Origin of the sequence: Vogesella sp. EB (assembly GCF_001037925.1) — a bacterium.
GTDB lineage: Bacteria > Pseudomonadota > Gammaproteobacteria > Burkholderiales > Chromobacteriaceae > Vogesella > Vogesella indigofera.
The window spans coordinates 244589-260977 of the sequence record NZ_LFDT01000001.1 but is presented as its reverse complement, the minus strand read 5'-3'; the positions used below and the strand labels follow the sequence as shown (position 1 = coordinate 260977).

Genomic DNA, 16389 nt, shown 5'->3' with positions numbered 1-16389 from the left:
ATGACCAACTGGAATATTAATGAGAAAAATTAAAGTTGTTGCACAGAAAGACTTTATTCAATCGGTAACAACATCATCAAGGCCTTTGCCTGCCTTGGCTGAGTTGATTTGGAATGGATTTGATTCTGGCTCTGATGAGGTTGAGGTCTCTCTTCAGTATGATGAGATGGACGGCTTGCACTCCATTACAGTTCAAGATTTTGGCTCTGGCATTGATTTTTCAAATGTTGAGGGACTTTTTGGGAGTTTGGGTAGTTCTTGGAAGAAATTAAAAATTAAAAACCAAGGTCGAATGCTACATGGGCGAAATGGACGAGGTCGCTTTAAAGCCTTCTCGCTTGGGCAGAAGGTTGAGTGGCATACTGTATATAAGTTAGATGATGTGTATTATCGTTATACGATTGTGGGTGTTGCAAATGAATTGGATGATTTTCAGATAACATTGCCTGTGGTTGTTGATTCAGCCGTTTGTGGTACTACAGTTGTAGTAAGTGGATTATCAAAAAATTTTACATCTCTCCAGGATGGATCGGCTAAAAATTCTTTAGCAAAGCTATTTGCAACTTACCTTGTTGATTATCCTGAAACAACGCTTGTTTATGATGGTGATATCATAAACCCAAAAGATGCTCAAGTTGGGGTTTATAATTACGATCTATATCAAGCAACTGATGATAAGTATAAAGTTATTGTTTCTATTGTTGAATGGAAAACTAGAACTGACAGAACAATTCATCTTTGTAGTAGGAGCGGATTTGTTTTGCATGAGATTTCTAGCAAAAAAAATATTCGAGCGCCAGGTTTTAATTTTACGGTTTATATAAATTCAGATTATTTCCAAAAGCTTGATGAAGCCAATCTCTTGGATGTGGCGGAACTTGATCGTGATGCTCAGCAATTGATTGACGATGCTATCTCAAAAGTTAGAGCGCACTTTCGTGAACGCTTGGCAGAGAAAAGTAGTGAAGTTGTTGCTGAATGGAAAAAACAGAAAATTTATCCCTATGAAGATAAAGATGACATTGGGCCTGTTGAGGTGGCCGAAAGACAAGTCTTTGATATTATTGCTGTCAATGTGCAAAATTACTTGCCGAATTTTGAAAAATCAGATGTCAAGTCAAAGAAATTCACATTCAAATTATTGTCTCAGGCAATAAAGCAAAATCCAGAATCTGTTCAAGTTATTATAAATGAAGTTTTGGGGTTAAAAAAAGAGGCGCAAGATGATCTTGCTGGTTTGTTAAAAAAAACAACACTTTCCTCAATAATAAGTGCTGCAAAAGTTGTTTCTAATAGATTAAACTTTCTTGATGGGTTGCATCAAGTTATATTTGACAAGGAAGGAAAGAAGAAGTTACTCGAAAGGGATCAGCTGCACAAGATTCTAAATTCTGAGGCATGGATTTTTAATGAGGAATTCACGCTTGCAGGATCTGAGAAAAGTCTTGAAAATGTTCTTCAGCAGCATATCCATTTACTCGGTGAAAGAGAAGATAAATTAGATCCGATTGAGCTAAGTGATGGAAGGTCGGGGCGTGTTGATTTACTCTTGCACAAGGCTATTAGTCCTAGGGCTGGGGAGTATGATTATCTTATAGTTGAATTGAAACGGCCATCAAAAAAAATAGATTCCGATGTTATTACGCAAATTAAAAAATATGCAATGGCGGTATCTAGTGATGAGCGGTTTCATGGTATAAAGGTTCGATGGACTTTTTTGGCTGTTTCTAATGAAATTGATGATTATGCAAGAAGTGAAGCAACTCAAAAAAACAAGCCTTTTGGCTTGATATTTGAGCCGGACAATGGGACTCAAGTGACCGCCTGGGTAAAGACATGGTCTGATATAATCAACGAGGCAAAATCAAAACTATTATATATTAATAAGCAACTTAATTATGAAGTTGATTCGGATTCTTCTAGGGAGTATTTGCTTGCGACGCACTCAAAGTTTATTCCCCAGCTTGATATTCTGCAGAATAAGCCGGTAACTGATTTTAATGACATTATTTCAGAGATTGATGCTTAGCAAAAATTTAAAAAGCCCACTCAACCGAGTGGGCTTTTTTGCGTCTGGCCATCGGCTTACACGCCGCCGCTGACGGCCACCACACGGCCAATGATGCGTAGCAGGTGCAGATGTTCTGGCGCGACTACTTTGTCGGGGTAGATGCGCTTGTTGTCGTTGTCGCTGACGATGCGGATGCCGCCGCCGACTTCCTTGAACAGGCGCTTGATGAAGAGCTGTTCTTCCAGGGCGATGGCGTAGACCTTGCCGTCGATAATGTGGCCGTTCTGGCTGTAGTCGACAACGATACTGTCGCCGTCGAGCAGGCGCGGTTCCATGCTGTCGCCACTGACGACCATGGTGGCGGCGGTGTCGGGGTTGATGTTCATGCGATCGGCCCAGCGGCGAGTGTAGGCCTGGCGCTGGCCTTTTTCATCGACGTGCCAGACCAGCGAGCCGCCGCCGGCGGAGAGTTTGATGTCGATGGCCGGCAGGAAGATGTATTCGTCCTGCGGGAGCTGGTCTTCGTTGTCCCAAACGGTGATGTGCCGTATGCCTGCATTGCCCTGGCTGCCGGTGAGTGGCTGGCTGGCGGGGTCTTTTTGCAGGTGGACATCGCCGTTGCTGAGCTGTTCGGCGGTCAGGCCGAGTGCCTTGGCGATTTCGAGGATTTTGCGCGTGGTGCCGCCGGCCTCGATTTTTTGCAGGCCGGGCTGGCTGATCGGCACTTTGGCCGCCAGCTCTGCTTGTGTCATGCCGCGCAGTTCGCGCGCCAGTTTGATGTGTTCGCCAAGTCGTGTCATTTCTGCAGCTTATTCCTGAGGTTATTTATCGTCAAACAACATTAGGCATTGTCGTTTAGATAACTTTGGGTATAATTGCGGCCATGGATACTCGTTCAGTTATCACGGCATGGGTGAAGTCGGTTGGTGGCCAATCTGCTGCCGCCCGGCTGATCGGCATTTCGCAGCCTGCGCTTTGCAAGATTCTTCGTGGCAAGTGCCGGGTGTCGCCGGCGCTTGCGGTGCTAATTGAGCTGCATTCGGGGATTTCCTGCGAGGTGTTGTCGCCGGATTTCCCTTGGCAGTCCGCTGCTGTTCTGGTGTGTGGCCATGCTGGTGGTGTTGAAGCCTTGCCCGATCTGGTGCGGGTGAGGGCGGCCCGGTTTCCCGAGCAGCTGTCTCTTTCAAGTTTTCAAGCCAATGCCCCTGATGGCTTGGGTTTGCCCGGCTGAGCCGGGCGTTTTTTATTTGTTTGATCTGGCTGTGAGTCTAGGTGCGGGGTTGCCGCGTCGTCCACGGTCGTTTTGGCGGGAGTCGATCATGTCTGTTTTGGATGTTGCTCATTCTGTGGTGCATGACTATCCGGGCGGTGCGGAGGCATTGGCTGTCCGGCTGGGCATGGCGGCTTCGACGTTGCGCAGCCAGGTGAATCCGAATATCCCGACGCATGTGTTGGGGTTGTTGTCTGCAGTACGGATCAGCCAGTTGTCGGGTGATTTCCGGATGTTGTTTTCGTTTGCGAGCGAGTGCGGTTTTGTGTGTATGCCTTGCGATGGTTCGATTTCGGAGGTGTCGCCGCTGATGGGGTTGTCGTCGCTGATGGAGGCGCATGGTGATGTGGGCGTCCAGGTGGCGTCTGCGCTGGCGGATGGCCGGATCAGTGCGTCGGAGATGGATGCGATCGAGGATGCGATTGCGGCCAACGTTACGCGTTTGCATTCGCTGGCGGGTGCGCTGCGCGCGGCGCGTCGCCGGGGTGTGTGTCATGCGCCGGCCTGATCCGGTGTTGCAGGTGTTGCAGCGCAAGGCTTACCGGGTGCGTTGTGCGCATCCGGATGATCGGCATGCGGCCGGCGCTGCTTTGTTAAAGACGTTGATCCGTTTGCTGGATAGCAAGGTTGGCCGCAATGACTCTGGTGGTGCTGGAGTGGCTGCAGGAGAGCGGCCGTTTGCCAAGTGATGCAGCGTTTTTGGCGGCGTTGTCCGCTGCGGGTTGGCTGGAGTTGAAGCGCCGCGAGGAGCGCCGGCTGAGGTCGCTGTATGGGGATGACTATATGGCGGCGCTGGGGCTGCGTTTGCAGGCGTTGGGTTTGGATTTGGCTGTTCGCCGGGTGGCGACGCGGCCTTTTGTTCGGGGTGGGTGATGCCTTCTATTGTGTTGACGGATGCTGAGTGGGATTGCCTGGCGGGTGAGCCGGGGGATCTGCTTAAGCTGTATGTGGGGCTGCGCCGCCGGATGGATTTTGCGTCCGGTGTGGTGGGCTTGGTGACGCGTCTGAAGGAGCAGGTGTTCCGTGACTTGCTGACAGTGGATGCGGTGCGTGGCCGGCATACGCCGCCGCCGGTGACGCGCAAGCGTTGGCGTGCTGCGATTGCGCGGTTGTGTTCGCTGGGCTTGCTGGTGGACTGCGGGAACTTCGTTTTCGAGTTGCCTTGTGCGTTGACGGATAAGCTTGTCCAAAACATGAGGGGCCAATCTGGGGCCAATGAGCGCACGGCTGGCGGTGGTGTTCAGCGGCCGGTTTCGAATGGCTGGAAAGCCAGTGCTGGTAAGGTTTTGGCGGTTGCGGCCAACGTTGTGGATGAGGGTGGTGCCGGGGTGATGGTTGACGGTGGTGGTGCCGATGAGGGGCACACTTCCGCTTCTCCGGTTATCCGTAAAAAGCGTGAGTGTGTTGGCGGCAAGGCTGGTGCTGTGTCGCGGCCTGCGGCGCGTGGCTCTCGCGTGCCGGTGGATTTTGTGGCTGATGAGCAGGCGGTGGCGCTGGCTAAGGGCTATGGACTGGATGTGGCGACGGAGCAGGTGGGGTTTGTGTCGTATTACCTGGGCTGCAGCAGGCCGGTGTTGTCGCCGGATTGGCAGGCGAGGTTCCGCAAGTGGTTGGTGAATGCGGTGCAGTTCCGGGCGGCTTCTGGCAGCCGTGCGCCTGCGAAGGGTTTGGCGCCTGCGGCGCGGTCTGCAGGGGTGTCAAACGGCCGGCCTTGGTTTCTGACGGCGAAGGGGATCGAGCTGAAGGCGATGGAGCTGGGTTTTGCGCCGCCTCCGGGGGTGCCTCTTGGGCTGTGGAAGCAGGAGGTGTTTTCGCTGGCTGGTTTGTCTGAGGCGGAGTATCGCCGCGGGGTGGTGGATTTCGCGTAGGTGTTGGTTGTGGTGCGCTGAGCAGGCCCGCAGAGGCCGCAGCGCTTTGGTGTGGTATCCGGTCAGGGGTGATCGGGAAATTTATGTCTGTTGCTGGTGATGTTTTGTTTGATTCGGTAGGTCAGGCGCTGCGGTTTGCCTTTTTGTTCAAGGCGTCTGTGAAGGGGGCTTCTGTGCCAGGGGCGGTGTCTATCGGGTCTGGCCGGGGGTTGGTCGGGCTGGATGGCGCGGGCGAGGCCGGCAATATCAAACGGCTGATCGGGGATCTGCCGAAGGTGCAGGCGGCTGCGTTGCAGGCACGATTCAGCGAACGGGTGGCGGCGTGTCCTTGCTGCATGGCGGATGCGCCGGCTGCCGAGTGGCTGGGGTGCTGCGTGTTGTTGTCTGGTGTGGCGATGGGGGCCGCCAGTTCATGCCATGAGAAGCTGGCGCTTGATCTGACGATGCGGCATTTTGGCGATAAACGTTTGACGTTCGAGATGCTTGGTGGCCGGTATGGTTGTTCGGCTGATCAGGTCCGCAAAATCAACAACAAGGTGGCCGGGGCTTTGCGGGCGGTGGAGCACGCGGCGCAGGCAAAGATTTCTGACTGGCTGATCGCGTCGGGTTATATCGATCATTGCCAGGAAGTTGAAGCTGTGTGTTGACTGTCCGGTTTGACCGGACTAATATCCGTTTTCAGATACGGCTGAAAATTCCGTCAAGAGCCCGCGAAAGCGGGCTTTTTGCGTTTCTGCGGTGTTTGCGTGGTCGTTTCTCCTCTGTGTTGTGCTTTGCGGCGCCCCGGTCTGTTGATCGGGGCGCTGTCTTTTTGTACTGCCGATCTGGGAGAGACGGGGACCCTAGCGATTCTGCGCCCGGTACGAGGCTGGAGACTCGCGATTCTTTTTTAGTGGCTGCGCTGTGAAGTTAGTGAAATTCACCCACGGTGAAATCTAGTGAAATGATGGTGAAACCATGCGCACATATTTGAGCAGAAAGGCCTTTGCGGATTCGCAGGGTTGGTCGCCCAGCTATGTGACCAAGCTGGGATCACAGGGGCGGCTGATCATGTCGCCGGATGGCAAGTCAGTCGATGTTGACGCAACGCTGGCCAAACTCGGCAAGACCGCCGACCCATCGAAAGAAGGTGTTCGCCAGCGGCATGTCGACACCCGCACGCAGCGTGATGTCCGCAGCCAGGTGACTGCGGATGCACCGGACACAGCCGAGTCGCAGGGCGGCAGTTCCGACTACTACACGCACAAGGCTAGTCGCGAGAAATACCTAGCGCTCCTGGCACAGGCTGAATATGACAAGGTCTGCGGCAACACGGTGGAGCGGCAGGTCGTCGAAGAGGCCACATACCGCTACGCCAGGTTGTTGCGTGATTCGGTGATGGGTTTGCCCAAGCAGATATCGTCCGACCTGGCTGCGATCTCCGATCCCTGGAAGCTGGAACGCGAGCTGAGCGACCGCCTGCGCAAGATGCTGGAGGATGTCACCAAGCTGGGCGAAGATGACCTGAACAAGGCGATGACAGAATGAAATATGCAAGCGGCTTTGTCGCGTATGTGAAGGGTTTTGTTTCTGGTTTGCGTCCTGATCCTGCGCTTTGGATTGATCAGTGGGCCGATGAGCATCAGCGCATTCCTGCCGACGCAGGTGCAGCAGAACCAGGCAAATACCAAACTGACCGCACGCCCTATGCGCGCGGCGTGATGCGGGCATTGTCGCCGGAGCACCCCTGCCGCCGCGTAGTGGTGATGGGGGCCTCGCAGATGCTGAAGACGCAAGTTTTCCTGAACTGGATCTGTGCGTTGATTCATATGGCGCCGAGTAACATCCTGGCGCTGGAGCCTTCGCTTAATCTGGCCAAACGACTGTCCGGACGCATTGGTAAAAACCTGGATGCTATCCCTGCGTTACGAGACCGCGTTGCGGCACCGCGCAGCCGTGATAGCCGCAACACGATCGACACCAAGGAATTCACCGGCGGTACGCTGATGATCACCACGGCTGGTGCTGCGGCCAACCTGGCTGAGGTGTCCGCACGCTACCTGTACGGCGACGAGATCGATCGATGGGATCGCAACGTCAATAACGAGGGCGATCCGGTTGTGCTGGCTGAAGCGCGAACCTCCACCTTTGGCCGCAACGCCAAGATTTACTACTCCAGCTCGCCGACGGTCGACGGTGCCAGCCGGATTGCCGAACTGTACAAGGAAGGCAACCAGCAGCGTTACTACGTGCCATGCCCGCATTGCGGCGAAAGCCAGACGCTGGAGTTCGAGCAGCTGAAATGGAATGCGGATCGCACTGCCGCACACTATGTCTGCATCGAGAACGGCTGCTGTATCGAGGAGCACCACAAGAGCACCATGCTGGCCAGCGATGACTGGCGAGCAACGGCCGAGGGCGATGGCGAAACCGAGTCGTACCACATTTCGGCGCTGTACATGCCGCTGGGCTGGGTATCGTGGGCCGCGCTGCTGAAACAGCACGAGAAAGCCGAAGTCGCCTTGCAGAAGGGTGATCCGGAGCCGATGCAGGTGTTCTACAACACCCGGCTGTCCAGAGTGTGGGACAACGCCCAGGAACGCACCCGCGGTGCCGATCTGCTCGCTCGCGTTGAAGACTATGCCCTGCGTACTATCCCGGCCGGTGTGCTGATGCTGACGGCGGCGGTCGATACCCAGGCGAACCGCCTGGAGCTGCTGATCAAGGGCTGGGGCGAAGGGCTGGAAAGCTGGACCATCGACCACCGCGTGATCATGGGCGACCCTGCCGAGCAGCGCACCTGGGACACACTGGACGAAGAGCTGAAGGCCGAGTTCATCCACCCGTCTGGCCGCCGCATGACCATCGCGGCCGGCGCAGTGGACTCGGGCGGTAACCATACGCAAGAGGTCTACCAGTTCTGCCGCCTGCGTCGCTGGCGTCATATTCTGGCGATCAAGGGGGAATCCAAGCGCGGCAAGCCGGTACTGCCTCAGCGGCCGAGCAAGGTCGATGTCACCTGGCGTGGCACCACCGAAAAGGGCGGCTGTGAGCTGTGGCTGATCGGCACCGATACTGCCAAGGACTGGCTCTACAACCGCTTCAAGCTACTGGAAGGCCCGGGAGCGCAGCACTTCAGCAAAGACCTGCCGGCCGAGCACTTCGATCAGCTTACCGCCGAGCGCAAGCTGATCCGCTACGTCAAAGGCCGTGCCGTGACTGACTGGGTCAAGCCGAAGTCCGAGCGCAACGAGGTGCTGGACTTGAACGTTTACAACCTGGCTATGGCGCACTACCTGGGCCTGCATCGCTATCAGGCGGCAGACTGGGAACGGCTCAAGATCAAGTACGCGCAGACCGGCCTGTTTGATCAGGCGCCGCCCACTGTGACCAACCCTGCAACCGCAAAAGACCCCGCCCCCAAAGCGGGGTCTTCTGCTTTACCCGCCCCACAGCGCCGCCGGGCGCAGTCGGGCTACCTGAAACGGCGATGACATGGCATTCACTCAAACCCAGCTGGACGCGATCGAAAAAGCCCTGGCACGGGGCGAACGTGTCGTGCAATACGCTGACCGGCGCGTTGAGTACCGCAGCGTTGCGGAGCTGATCGAGCTGCGTAACACCATCAAGCGCGATCTGTCGCAGCAGAACGGCCAGTCACGTAGCCGCAGCCATCGGCTGTACCACGCAGGAAAGGGGATCAGATGAGCGGTTTCCCGACACTGCGTGGCCGCGGCTTTCTGATGCCGACCCGGCTGAAGAACAGTTACGAAGGTGCGGGGCAGGGGCGGCGTGCCAACAACTGGCAACCCGGCAGTAGTGGGCCGGTCAGCACCACCGGCAGCGGCCTGCAAACCCTGCGCAACCGTAGCCGCCACGCTGCACGCAATGACCCGTATGCCTTCAAGGCGCTGGACACGCAGGTCTCCAACCATATCGGTACCGGCGTCGCACCCAAGCCGCGGCACCCGGATGCAGACATCCGGCAAATGTTGCAGGAGGTGTGGGACGACTGGTGCGAGGAGTCCGATGCAGATGGCGTGCTGGATTTCTACGGCCAGCAGGCGCTGGCTGCACAAGGCTTGTTTGAAAGCGGCGAGTGTTTCGTCCGGCTGCGTCCGCGGCGACTGGAAGACGGCCTGGCCGTGCCGCTGCAGATCCAGCTGCTGGAGCCGGAGTTCGTGCCACACGACAAGACCGGTACCGCGCCGAACGGCAACCGCATCCGGCAGGGCATCGAGTTCGACGCCATCGGCAAGCGTGTTGCCTACTGGATGTACAAGAGCCACCCCGGTGAACGTGCTGGCGAAGGCAGCTTCAACAGCCTGGTGCGGGTACCGGCTGAGCAGGTGCTGCATGTGTACGAGCCGACCCGCCCCGGCCAGCTGCGCGGCGTGCCGATGCTGGCCACCGTGCTGCTACGCCTCAAGACGCTGGACGAGTTCGACGACGCGGTGCTGTTCCGGCAAGAAGTCGCCAACCTGTTTGCCGGCTTCATCCGCAAGCCAAGCGCCGAGTCAGCATTCCCCGGCGAGCCGGGCCAGCAGGTTGACGCCGATTTTGCACCGCTGGTCGGGCTGGAGCCGGGAACCATGCAGGAGCTGGCACCGGGCGAGGAAGTCGAGTTCAGCGACCCGCCCGACGCCGGCAACAACTATCAGGACTTCATGCGGCAGCAGCTGGCGGCCATCGCAGCCGGTATGGGGCTGCCGTACGAGCTGCTGACCGGTGACCTGCGCAACATCAGCGACCGCGTGATCCGCGTCATTCTGAATGAATTCCGCCGCCGCGTAGAGCAGCGCCAGCACGCCATCTTTGTGCATCAGCTGTGCAAGCCGGTATGGCGTGCGGTGCTGAATATGGCGGTGCTGTCCGGTGCCATCAGCCTGCCAGGCTATGCGGCCAACCCTCGGCCGTTCCAGCGCGCGCGCTGGGTTCCGCAGGGCTGGGCGTATATCCATCCGGTGCAGGACGTGCAGGCGGATCGCCTGGCCGTGCGCAGCGGCTTCACCAGCCGCAGCGAAGTCGCGCTCAAGCGTGGCGCAGATGCCGAAACGATCGACACCGAAAACGCCGCCGATAACGCCCGCGCCGACGGGCTGGGGCTGGCCTACGACTCCGACCCGCGCCAGCGTGACGACCAGGGCGAAATCATCGTCGATGATCGTGATGACGACGCAAAAAAGGAACAACCATGAACCCTGCAACCCCCCGCATTTTCAACGGCCCGGCACCCGCGCCGGCGGCCAGCGGCAGCTGGTACCGCATCAGCAATGCGGCCAACCTTGCTGCTGATCAGTCACTGGAAGTCGAGCTGTATGACGACATCGGCGTCTGGGGTATTCGTGCTGCCGACTTCATCCGTGACCTGAAGGCCGCCGACGATGGCCAGCGCCCAATCGTGATCGCCATCAGCAGCCTTGGTGGCGACGTGTTCGACGGCCTTGCCATCCACAACACCTTGCGCCGACTGGGCAATCGCGTTACCGCACGTATCGACAGCGTGGCGGCCAGTATCGCCAGCATCATCGCCGTTGGCGCCCACCGTGTGGTGATGCCGGCCAACAGCATGATGATGATCCACAACCCGTGGACGTTTGCGATGGGCGAGGCCGAGGATCTGCGGGCCACCGCCGACATGATGGACAAGGTGCGCGACAACCTGGTTGGCTGCTATCGCGCCAAGGCGCCGGCGCTGAGTGCCGACGAGCTGATCAAAATGCTGGATGACACCACCTGGTTGACCGCGCAAGAAGCGCTGGCGCTGGGGCTGGTGGACGAAGTCACCGACCTCGTGCCACTAAAAGCCAGCGCCAACCTGCGCGCCGGTCTGGGACGGCTGAAGAACGCGCCACCGGCCCTGTTGCAGGCGCTGGACGAGCCCGCTACACCGCCCGCTGATCCGGCTCCAGCCCCAGCTCCGGCTCCTGATCCGGCGCCACTCGCCGCGGCAGACCCGGTGGCGATGGCGAAGCTGGCGGCGAGACTGTGCAACGAGGCCTCGCTGCCGGCCGTTGCCGTTGACAGTGTGATCACCGTCAGCGCCCTGGCAAGTGACAGTGCCATCCGCAGCGCAGTGGCCCAGGCCACCGAGATCCGCGACCTGTGCAAGACCGCCAAGCTGCCGGATCTGGCCAACAGCCTGATCGCCAGTGGGCTGGATGTGGAATCTGCCCGAGCGCGGCTGTTTGACAAGATGGTGGCCGGAGCCGGCGAAGAGCTGGACAACCTGCCACCGGCAGACGATCCGTCCACCCCGAAAAACAAGGGCCCATCGGCCCGCGACATTTATGCAAGCCGCCGTGCCCGTGCGGCCAACCCACAGCGAGGTAATGTATGAGCACCCTTCATCAAGCAGGCCGGACCGGCGAACACCTGATTTCCACCGTTGGCCAGATCAGCAATGACATCGTCGACCTGGCTGCCGGTGCCGCGTTGCCCGCCGGCCAGGTGCTGGCTTACGACTCGGTGCAGCAACTGTATGTGCCCTACGACAACGCCAGCGCAACTGCCGGTGTCGCGGCTGCCGTGCTGTATGCGCCGGCGCCAGCCCGCACTGAGTCCACCCGCGTGGTCGTCACCGGCCGTCTGGCAGAGGTGCAGGGCGACCTGCTCACCGGCTTGGATGCGAATGCCCGTTTCGACTTTGGCAGTCTGTTCATCGTCGTCCGCTAAACCATCCGCCACCCATCATTCAAGGCGCTGCCCGCAAGGTCGGCGCCTTTTGCATTTCAGGAGCTGAACCATGCCTACCCTTGCCATTTTTGAAGATGACGCCTTTTCGCTGTCGACGCTGACTGCCGCGATCAACGAAGGCCCCCAGACCCCGGGCCGCCTGGCCGCGCTGGGGCTGTTCGAAGAAGAAGGGATTACCACTACCACGGTGGAGATCGAGAAAGAGGGTAATACCCTGTCGCTGGTGGCGGCTGGCGAACGCGGCGGTCCCGGCCAGCAGGTCGGTGGTGACAAGCGCAGCCTGCTGCACTTTGGCACCATCCACCTGCCGCAACAGAGCGTCATCCGCGCCGACGAAGTGACCAACCTGCGTGCCTTCGGCAGTGAAACCGAGGTCGAAACGGTGCAGGCAGTGGTGTCGAAGCGCCAGAACAAGCACAAGCGCCAGCTGGATGCCACTACCGAGTACCACCGCATTGGTGCCATCAAGGGGCTGGTGATGGATGCCGATGGCCAGCGTGTACTGTTGGATACCTACCAGCACTTCCAGATCGTTCAGACCGAGATCGAAATCAACCTGAGTGCGATGGGGCCGAACCTGCGTGGCCAGTGCCTGGCCGTGGTGGAAGCCGTCGAAGCGGCGCTGGGCTCGGCTTCCAGCACCGGTGTGCGCGTGTTCTGCGGCAAGAACATCTGGGCTGCGCTGGTGGCCAACAAGTACCTGGAAGAAACCTTCAAGTACGGGCCGCAGGCAGCCGCCTTGCGCGGCGATCCACGCGACACCATTGAGTTCGGTGGCATGGTGTGGGAGCGTTATACCGGCAAGGTCGGCACCATCGCCTTTATTGATCCGGATCTGGCCTACGTGGTGCCGGAAGGTGTGCCGGACATGTTCATTACCCGTTTCGCGCCGGCTGATCATGTCGATGCCGTCGGCACCATGGGCCTGCCGTATTACACCTCGCTGGAGCTGCTGAAGCACGGCAAGGGCGTGGACATGCTGTCCCAGTCCAACGTACTGAACCTGAACACCCGCCCGGCAGCCGTGGTCCGCCTGAAACTGAAAGCAGCCTGACATGTTCCGTGACCTAATGGCCGACATCGACGCTACGGTATTCGACGTCCTGGGCGATGCCGCCACAGTGCAGGGCAAGCCGGTCTCCGGCATGTTCTACGCACCGTGGCTGCAGCCGGCACTGGGCAAGCTCAATACCAGCATCCGTGAGCCACATCTGGTGGTGCTGGATGCCGATGCTGTCGGGGTGAGCAAGGGCGCCGAGGTACAGGTGATGGGGCAGGGTGACTACGCCGTCGTCAGCATCGAGCCGGACGGTACCGGCCGCAGCACGCTGGTACTGCGAGCCAAATAGCAGGAGAGAGCATGCCAGTTGCGATCAAGGCCGAAATTGACATCCGCCCCGTGCTGCAGCTGGTCAACGGGCTGTCTCAAGTGGCGGTCAGCAATGCCTGGCGGCGGGCACTGCGCAAGACGGGCGACTGGATTAAAACCCATGTCGCCCGTTCGCTTTCCAGCGAGATCAAGGTGCCGCAGAAGGTGCTCAAGCAGCGGCTGTACTTCTTCTTGCGCTCGGCGAAGGAGGGCAAGGTCTGGCTGGGTATCAACGCGATCGAGGCCGCCCGCCTCGGCAAGGCTCGCCAGACCCGGCGCGGCGTCACGGTCGGCCGGCACCGCTTTGACGGTGCGTGGCTGTATCGCAGTAAACGCGGCAGCCCGAACGATGGCGGGGTGTTCCGCCGGGTTGGGCGCGCGCGCACGCCGTACGAGCAGGTACGGTTTGAGTGGGATGAGGCTGGCGAGCGTGCTTTTCGCGCTGTTGCTGCCCGGGCGCAGGAGCGGTTGTTCGAGATCCTGGCGCAGGAGCTGCGTTGGGAAGTCAGCAAGCTGACGAAATAGGACCCCCTGATGATTGAAGCACTACACGACGCCATCGAACAAAGGTTGGCCGCAGCCCTGCCGGAAGTGGATGTTCAGTTTTACCCGGAGCTGGGCGAGCGCGTCAGCCTGCCATTGCTGGTGCTGGAGCTGGCTGAATTTGAGCCAGGCACCGACCCCGGCACCGGCGAGCTGGCGCTGGTCGCCATTATTCAGGCCCGGGTGGTGTGTGATCCGACCGCGGCCAAGGCCGAGCTGGCTGTGCGTCAGCTGGCCGCGCGCGTGGCGGCGCAGGTACACGCGGCCACGACTTTCGACCAACCGGTGACGCCCGCCAAACTTCGCCAGATCGGGCCGGATGGTTTTCACCATGCCGAGCTGGATGGCTACCTGGTGTGGCTGGTGGAGTGGGTGCACGAGCTGGAAGTCGGCGAACCCTCCGACATCGCATTGCCGTCGTTCGAGCCGCGCGAGGTGCAGTGGTCCGTCGACGGAGATACAGAGTCGGTAGTGACGCCATGAGCTATGAACAGTCGGAAATGGACCGTCAGCTCTCCAGCCTGATCATGCTGGGTAATGTGGCGGCGGTGCAGATGAAGCCGCCACGCGTGCGCATCGAGTCCGACGGCTGGACATCGGACTGGGTGATGTGGAATGCGGTGGCAGCAGGGCGAGCCCGCCACTGGCGGCCGCCCAGCATTGGCGAACAGGCTGTGCTGCTGAGCCCGTCCGGTGATCCGGCGCAGGGTGTTGCCATCATCGGTTTCTATACCGGTGAGTTTGATGGCGATGGCCGCCCCGGCGTGGTCGGCTGGCTGATGCCGGATGGTGCGGTGATGGAGTACGACCACGCCGCTGGCGCACTGCTGGTGGACGGTGTCAAAACCGTCAACGTGAATGCGGCCGACAGCGTGACGGTGAAGACCACCACCATCACGCTGGATGCGCAGGACGTCATGGTGACCAACAACCTGACCGTCGGCGCTGCCATCAACCACTTGGCCAATGGTGGCGCCAAGGCAAGCTTTGGCGGCGCTATTGAGGCCAAGGGCGATATCCACTCCGATGCTGACGTCACCGCTGGTGACATCAGTTTGGGTGGGCATAGCCACGTAGAGCAGGGCGATGGCGCACCAGTTGGCCCGCCGACATGATTTACCCGTTTGCAATTGAACCACCCACCCGCCGCTGGCGGGTTTTTTCATTTCTGGAGCCGTCATGAGTAAACCAACCCCGCCAGTCACTGTTGCCGAGCAAGTCTTCTGCGACAAGGCATTCAAGTCGCGCACCCTGGTCCTGAAAGATGGCCGCGCGGTACCGGTAGATAACTACACCGTGACCACGTCCGACAAGGACGTGATTGCGTTTCTGGATAGCCACGCCGACTTTGCCCGTCAGCCGGCAACGGCTGACAGCGCTGCGGAGTAAACCCGATGAGCCTCACTGGCATGAACCGGGACACCGGCCAGCCGGTGAGCGGCATCGAGCACCTGCGGCAGTCGCTGGCTGACATCCTGAGCACCCCGATCGGCAGCAGGCGGATGCGGCCAGAGTACGGCAGCAACATCCCGCGCATGGTCGACCAGCCGGTCAATCCCGGTTGGATCGCTGCAGTGCAGAGCGAGGCGGCCAGGGCGCTTGCCCGCTGGGAGCCGCGGATCAAGCTCAAGCGCGTGTCGCTGATCTCCCTGATCGATGGGCGCCCGGTGTTCCGCATCGAAGGCGACTACATCGGTGAAACCCAGATACTGGACGTGACAGCATGATTGACCTGACCCAACTGCCCGCACCTGCGGTGATCGAGGAACTCGATTTTGAAACCATCTATGCCAACAAGCTGGCGCGGTTTCAGTCGCTATACCCCGACTACAGTGCGGCGCTGGAGTCCGACCCGGTCGTGAAACTGCTGGAGCTTGCGGCGTACGACGAAATGATGCTGCGAGCCCGCATCAACGATGCCGCCAAGGCCACCATGCTGGCCTACGCCACTGGCGCCGACCTCGACAACCGCGCGGCCGACTATGGCGTCACCCGTCTGTTGATCACTCCCGCCGATCCCGATGCCACTCCGCCAGTTGATGCGGAATGGGAAGACGATGATCGACTGAGATATCGAGCGCAGATGGCGATGGAAGGCATAACTGTTGCCGGCAGCCGTGGCGCTTACCTGTTCCACGCTCTGTCCGCTTCGGCCAACGTCGCCGACGCCTTCATCGACTCCCGAGGTTTTGGCCCGCTGCGCGTCGACTCGCCGGCCCCTGGTGAAATTCATGTCTGGTTACTCGATGTCCGCGCCGATGGCGTACCGGATCAAGATCTGCTGGATGCCGTAGCTGCCTCACTCTCTGCTGAAGATGTCCGCCCCCTTAATGACACAGTGACGCCCAAGGCGGGCAAGCCTGTGACCTTCGGAATCCACGCGCAGCTTGAATTCACTGAAGGCGGCGAAGCGCTGTCCGGCGGGCTGTCGGGAGCACAAGAACGAGTTGAAGCCTTGCTCGCCTCGGCACGCAAGCTCGGTACCGGACACGCAGCATCCGGCTTGCCGACCTCCGCCTTGATTACCGCCATCAGGGTGCCAGGTGTTCATGACGTGACCCTACTGTCACCGCTCACAACCATCGCTGGAGGTGTCGGCGAGTTTCCGCTCTGCACGGTCATCACACTGGATAAGAAAGTGCCACTGAACTGA

General features: G+C 59.1%; 21 protein-coding genes. 20 read left to right on the top strand and 1 reads right to left on the bottom strand.

All coding sequences use genetic code 11. The features are described from left to right. Positions 1-19: 19 nt before the first annotated feature. Positions 20-2029: an ATP-binding protein gene (locus tag ACG97_RS17085; RefSeq protein ID WP_082133601.1), complete on the top strand. Its 2010-nt coding sequence runs from the start codon at positions 20-22 to the stop codon at positions 2027-2029. A gap of 56 nt (positions 2030-2085) precedes the next feature. On the opposite strand, the gene ACG97_RS01250 is transcribed toward ACG97_RS17085, so the two are convergent. Beyond that, positions 2086-2811, bottom strand: a complete 726-nt coding sequence (locus ACG97_RS01250) for a S24 family peptidase (protein ID WP_047965475.1) — start codon at positions 2809-2811, stop codon at positions 2086-2088. A gap of 83 nt (positions 2812-2894) precedes the next feature. Here ACG97_RS01250 and ACG97_RS17080 point away from each other — a divergent pair, with 83 nt between their 5' ends. The 19 genes from ACG97_RS17080 (at position 2895) to ACG97_RS01160 (ending at position 16389) form a co-directional block, all read left to right on the top strand. Then, positions 2895-3242, top strand: coding sequence for a YdaS family helix-turn-helix protein (locus tag ACG97_RS17080; protein ID WP_082133600.1), 348 nt, complete (start codon positions 2895-2897; stop codon positions 3240-3242). Between the two features lie 88 nt (positions 3243-3330). Further along, positions 3331-3789, top strand: coding sequence for a phage regulatory CII family protein (locus ACG97_RS01245; protein WP_047965549.1), 459 nt, complete (start codon positions 3331-3333; stop codon positions 3787-3789). Between the two features lie 128 nt (positions 3790-3917). Next, entirely contained in the window at positions 3918-4154 is a 237-nt protein-coding gene (locus ACG97_RS01240; protein WP_047965474.1) for a hypothetical protein, read from the top strand. Then, complete coding sequence (locus ACG97_RS16810; protein WP_053068021.1) at positions 4154-5149, top strand: hypothetical protein; 996 nt, start codon at positions 4154-4156, stop codon at positions 5147-5149. Before ACG97_RS01240 ends, ACG97_RS16810 begins: the two co-directional genes overlap by 1 nt. 83 nt (positions 5150-5232) lie before the next feature. After that, positions 5233-5796 (top strand): hypothetical protein, encoded by a 564-nt coding sequence (locus tag ACG97_RS01230; RefSeq protein ID WP_156167837.1) that lies wholly within the window; start codon positions 5233-5235, stop codon positions 5794-5796. A gap of 310 nt (positions 5797-6106) precedes the next feature. Beyond that, a complete protein-coding gene (locus ACG97_RS01225) occupies positions 6107-6676 on the top strand; it encodes a hypothetical protein (protein WP_047965472.1) in 570 nt (189 codons plus the stop codon). After that, entirely contained in the window at positions 6673-8622 is a 1950-nt protein-coding gene (locus tag ACG97_RS01220; protein WP_047965471.1) for a phage terminase large subunit family protein, read from the top strand. Before ACG97_RS01225 ends, ACG97_RS01220 begins: the two co-directional genes overlap by 4 nt. A 1-nt stretch (position 8623) precedes the next feature. Then, the gene (locus tag ACG97_RS01215) at positions 8624-8836 is read left to right on the top strand and encodes a phage head-tail joining protein (protein WP_047965470.1); all 213 of its coding nucleotides are present in this window, start codon (positions 8624-8626) and stop codon (positions 8834-8836) included. Then, complete coding sequence (locus ACG97_RS01210) at positions 8833-10326, top strand: phage portal protein (protein WP_047965469.1); 1494 nt, start codon at positions 8833-8835, stop codon at positions 10324-10326. The genes ACG97_RS01215 and ACG97_RS01210 overlap by 4 nt, the downstream gene beginning before the upstream one ends. Beyond that, on the top strand, positions 10323-11468 hold the full coding sequence (locus ACG97_RS01205; RefSeq protein ID WP_047965468.1) for a head maturation protease, ClpP-related: 1146 nt from the start codon (positions 10323-10325) through the stop codon (positions 11466-11468). The genes ACG97_RS01210 and ACG97_RS01205 overlap by 4 nt, the downstream gene beginning before the upstream one ends. Continuing rightward, positions 11465-11803, top strand: coding sequence for a head decoration protein (locus ACG97_RS01200; protein WP_047965467.1), 339 nt, complete (start codon positions 11465-11467; stop codon positions 11801-11803). Before ACG97_RS01205 ends, ACG97_RS01200 begins: the two co-directional genes overlap by 4 nt. A gap of 70 nt (positions 11804-11873) precedes the next feature. Continuing rightward, the gene (locus ACG97_RS01195) at positions 11874-12878 is read left to right on the top strand and encodes a major capsid protein (protein WP_047965466.1); all 1005 of its coding nucleotides are present in this window, start codon (positions 11874-11876) and stop codon (positions 12876-12878) included. A gap of 1 nt (position 12879) precedes the next feature. Continuing rightward, a complete protein-coding gene (locus ACG97_RS01190) occupies positions 12880-13173 on the top strand; it encodes a hypothetical protein (protein WP_047965465.1) in 294 nt (97 codons plus the stop codon). Between the two features lie 11 nt (positions 13174-13184). Next, positions 13185-13718, top strand: a complete 534-nt coding sequence (locus tag ACG97_RS01185) for a hypothetical protein (protein ID WP_047965464.1) — start codon at positions 13185-13187, stop codon at positions 13716-13718. 9 nt (positions 13719-13727) lie between these two features. Continuing rightward, entirely contained in the window at positions 13728-14219 is a 492-nt protein-coding gene (locus tag ACG97_RS01180; protein WP_047965463.1) for a hypothetical protein, read from the top strand. After that, the gene (locus ACG97_RS01175; RefSeq protein WP_047965462.1) at positions 14216-14851 is read left to right on the top strand and encodes a phage baseplate assembly protein V; all 636 of its coding nucleotides are present in this window, start codon (positions 14216-14218) and stop codon (positions 14849-14851) included. Before ACG97_RS01180 ends, ACG97_RS01175 begins: the two co-directional genes overlap by 4 nt. Before the next feature lie 64 nt (positions 14852-14915). Further along, on the top strand, positions 14916-15125 hold the full coding sequence (locus ACG97_RS01170; protein ID WP_047965461.1) for a hypothetical protein: 210 nt from the start codon (positions 14916-14918) through the stop codon (positions 15123-15125). Positions 15126-15130: 5 nt separating this feature from the next. Beyond that, positions 15131-15463, top strand: coding sequence for a GPW/gp25 family protein (locus tag ACG97_RS01165; protein WP_047965460.1), 333 nt, complete (start codon positions 15131-15133; stop codon positions 15461-15463). Then, entirely contained in the window at positions 15460-16389 is a 930-nt protein-coding gene (locus ACG97_RS01160) for a baseplate J/gp47 family protein (protein WP_047965459.1), read from the top strand. Before ACG97_RS01165 ends, ACG97_RS01160 begins: the two co-directional genes overlap by 4 nt.

Excerpts from the sequence above, each read along its gene's own strand:
- ACG97_RS01245 (WP_047965549.1), top strand. The coding sequence starts at position 3,331 with ATGTCTGTTTTGGATGTTGCTCATTCTGTGGTGCATGACTATCCGGGC.
- ACG97_RS01160 (WP_047965459.1), top strand. The coding sequence starts at position 15,460 with ATGATTGACCTGACCCAACTGCCCGCACCTGCGGTGATCGAGGAACTC.
- ACG97_RS01240 (WP_047965474.1), top strand. The coding sequence starts at position 3,918 with ATGACTCTGGTGGTGCTGGAGTGGCTGCAGGAGAGCGGCCGTTTGCCA.
- ACG97_RS01190 (WP_047965465.1), top strand. The coding sequence starts at position 12,880 with ATGTTCCGTGACCTAATGGCCGACATCGACGCTACGGTATTCGACGTC.
- ACG97_RS17085 (WP_082133601.1), top strand. The coding sequence starts at position 20 with ATGAGAAAAATTAAAGTTGTTGCACAGAAAGACTTTATTCAATCGGTA.
- ACG97_RS01165 (WP_047965460.1), top strand. The coding sequence starts at position 15,131 with ATGAGCCTCACTGGCATGAACCGGGACACCGGCCAGCCGGTGAGCGGC.
- ACG97_RS01215 (WP_047965470.1), top strand. The coding sequence starts at position 8,624 with ATGGCATTCACTCAAACCCAGCTGGACGCGATCGAAAAAGCCCTGGCA.
- ACG97_RS17080 (WP_082133600.1), top strand. The coding sequence starts at position 2,895 with ATGGATACTCGTTCAGTTATCACGGCATGGGTGAAGTCGGTTGGTGGC.
- ACG97_RS01230 (WP_156167837.1), top strand. The coding sequence starts at position 5,233 with ATGTCTGTTGCTGGTGATGTTTTGTTTGATTCGGTAGGTCAGGCGCTG.
- ACG97_RS16810 (WP_053068021.1), top strand. The coding sequence starts at position 4,154 with ATGCCTTCTATTGTGTTGACGGATGCTGAGTGGGATTGCCTGGCGGGT.
- ACG97_RS01170 (WP_047965461.1), top strand. The coding sequence starts at position 14,916 with ATGAGTAAACCAACCCCGCCAGTCACTGTTGCCGAGCAAGTCTTCTGC.
- ACG97_RS01200 (WP_047965467.1), top strand. The coding sequence starts at position 11,465 with ATGAGCACCCTTCATCAAGCAGGCCGGACCGGCGAACACCTGATTTCC.
- ACG97_RS01195 (WP_047965466.1), top strand. The coding sequence starts at position 11,874 with ATGCCTACCCTTGCCATTTTTGAAGATGACGCCTTTTCGCTGTCGACG.
- ACG97_RS01185 (WP_047965464.1), top strand. The coding sequence starts at position 13,185 with ATGCCAGTTGCGATCAAGGCCGAAATTGACATCCGCCCCGTGCTGCAG.
- ACG97_RS01175 (WP_047965462.1), top strand. The coding sequence starts at position 14,216 with ATGAGCTATGAACAGTCGGAAATGGACCGTCAGCTCTCCAGCCTGATC.
- ACG97_RS01250 (WP_047965475.1), bottom strand. The coding sequence starts at position 2,811 with ATGACACGACTTGGCGAACACATCAAACTGGCGCGCGAACTGCGCGGC.
- ACG97_RS01220 (WP_047965471.1), top strand. The coding sequence starts at position 6,673 with ATGAAATATGCAAGCGGCTTTGTCGCGTATGTGAAGGGTTTTGTTTCT.
- ACG97_RS01210 (WP_047965469.1), top strand. The coding sequence starts at position 8,833 with ATGAGCGGTTTCCCGACACTGCGTGGCCGCGGCTTTCTGATGCCGACC.
- ACG97_RS01180 (WP_047965463.1), top strand. The coding sequence starts at position 13,728 with ATGATTGAAGCACTACACGACGCCATCGAACAAAGGTTGGCCGCAGCC.
- ACG97_RS01225 (WP_047965472.1), top strand. The coding sequence starts at position 6,107 with ATGCGCACATATTTGAGCAGAAAGGCCTTTGCGGATTCGCAGGGTTGG.
- ACG97_RS01205 (WP_047965468.1), top strand. The coding sequence starts at position 10,323 with ATGAACCCTGCAACCCCCCGCATTTTCAACGGCCCGGCACCCGCGCCG.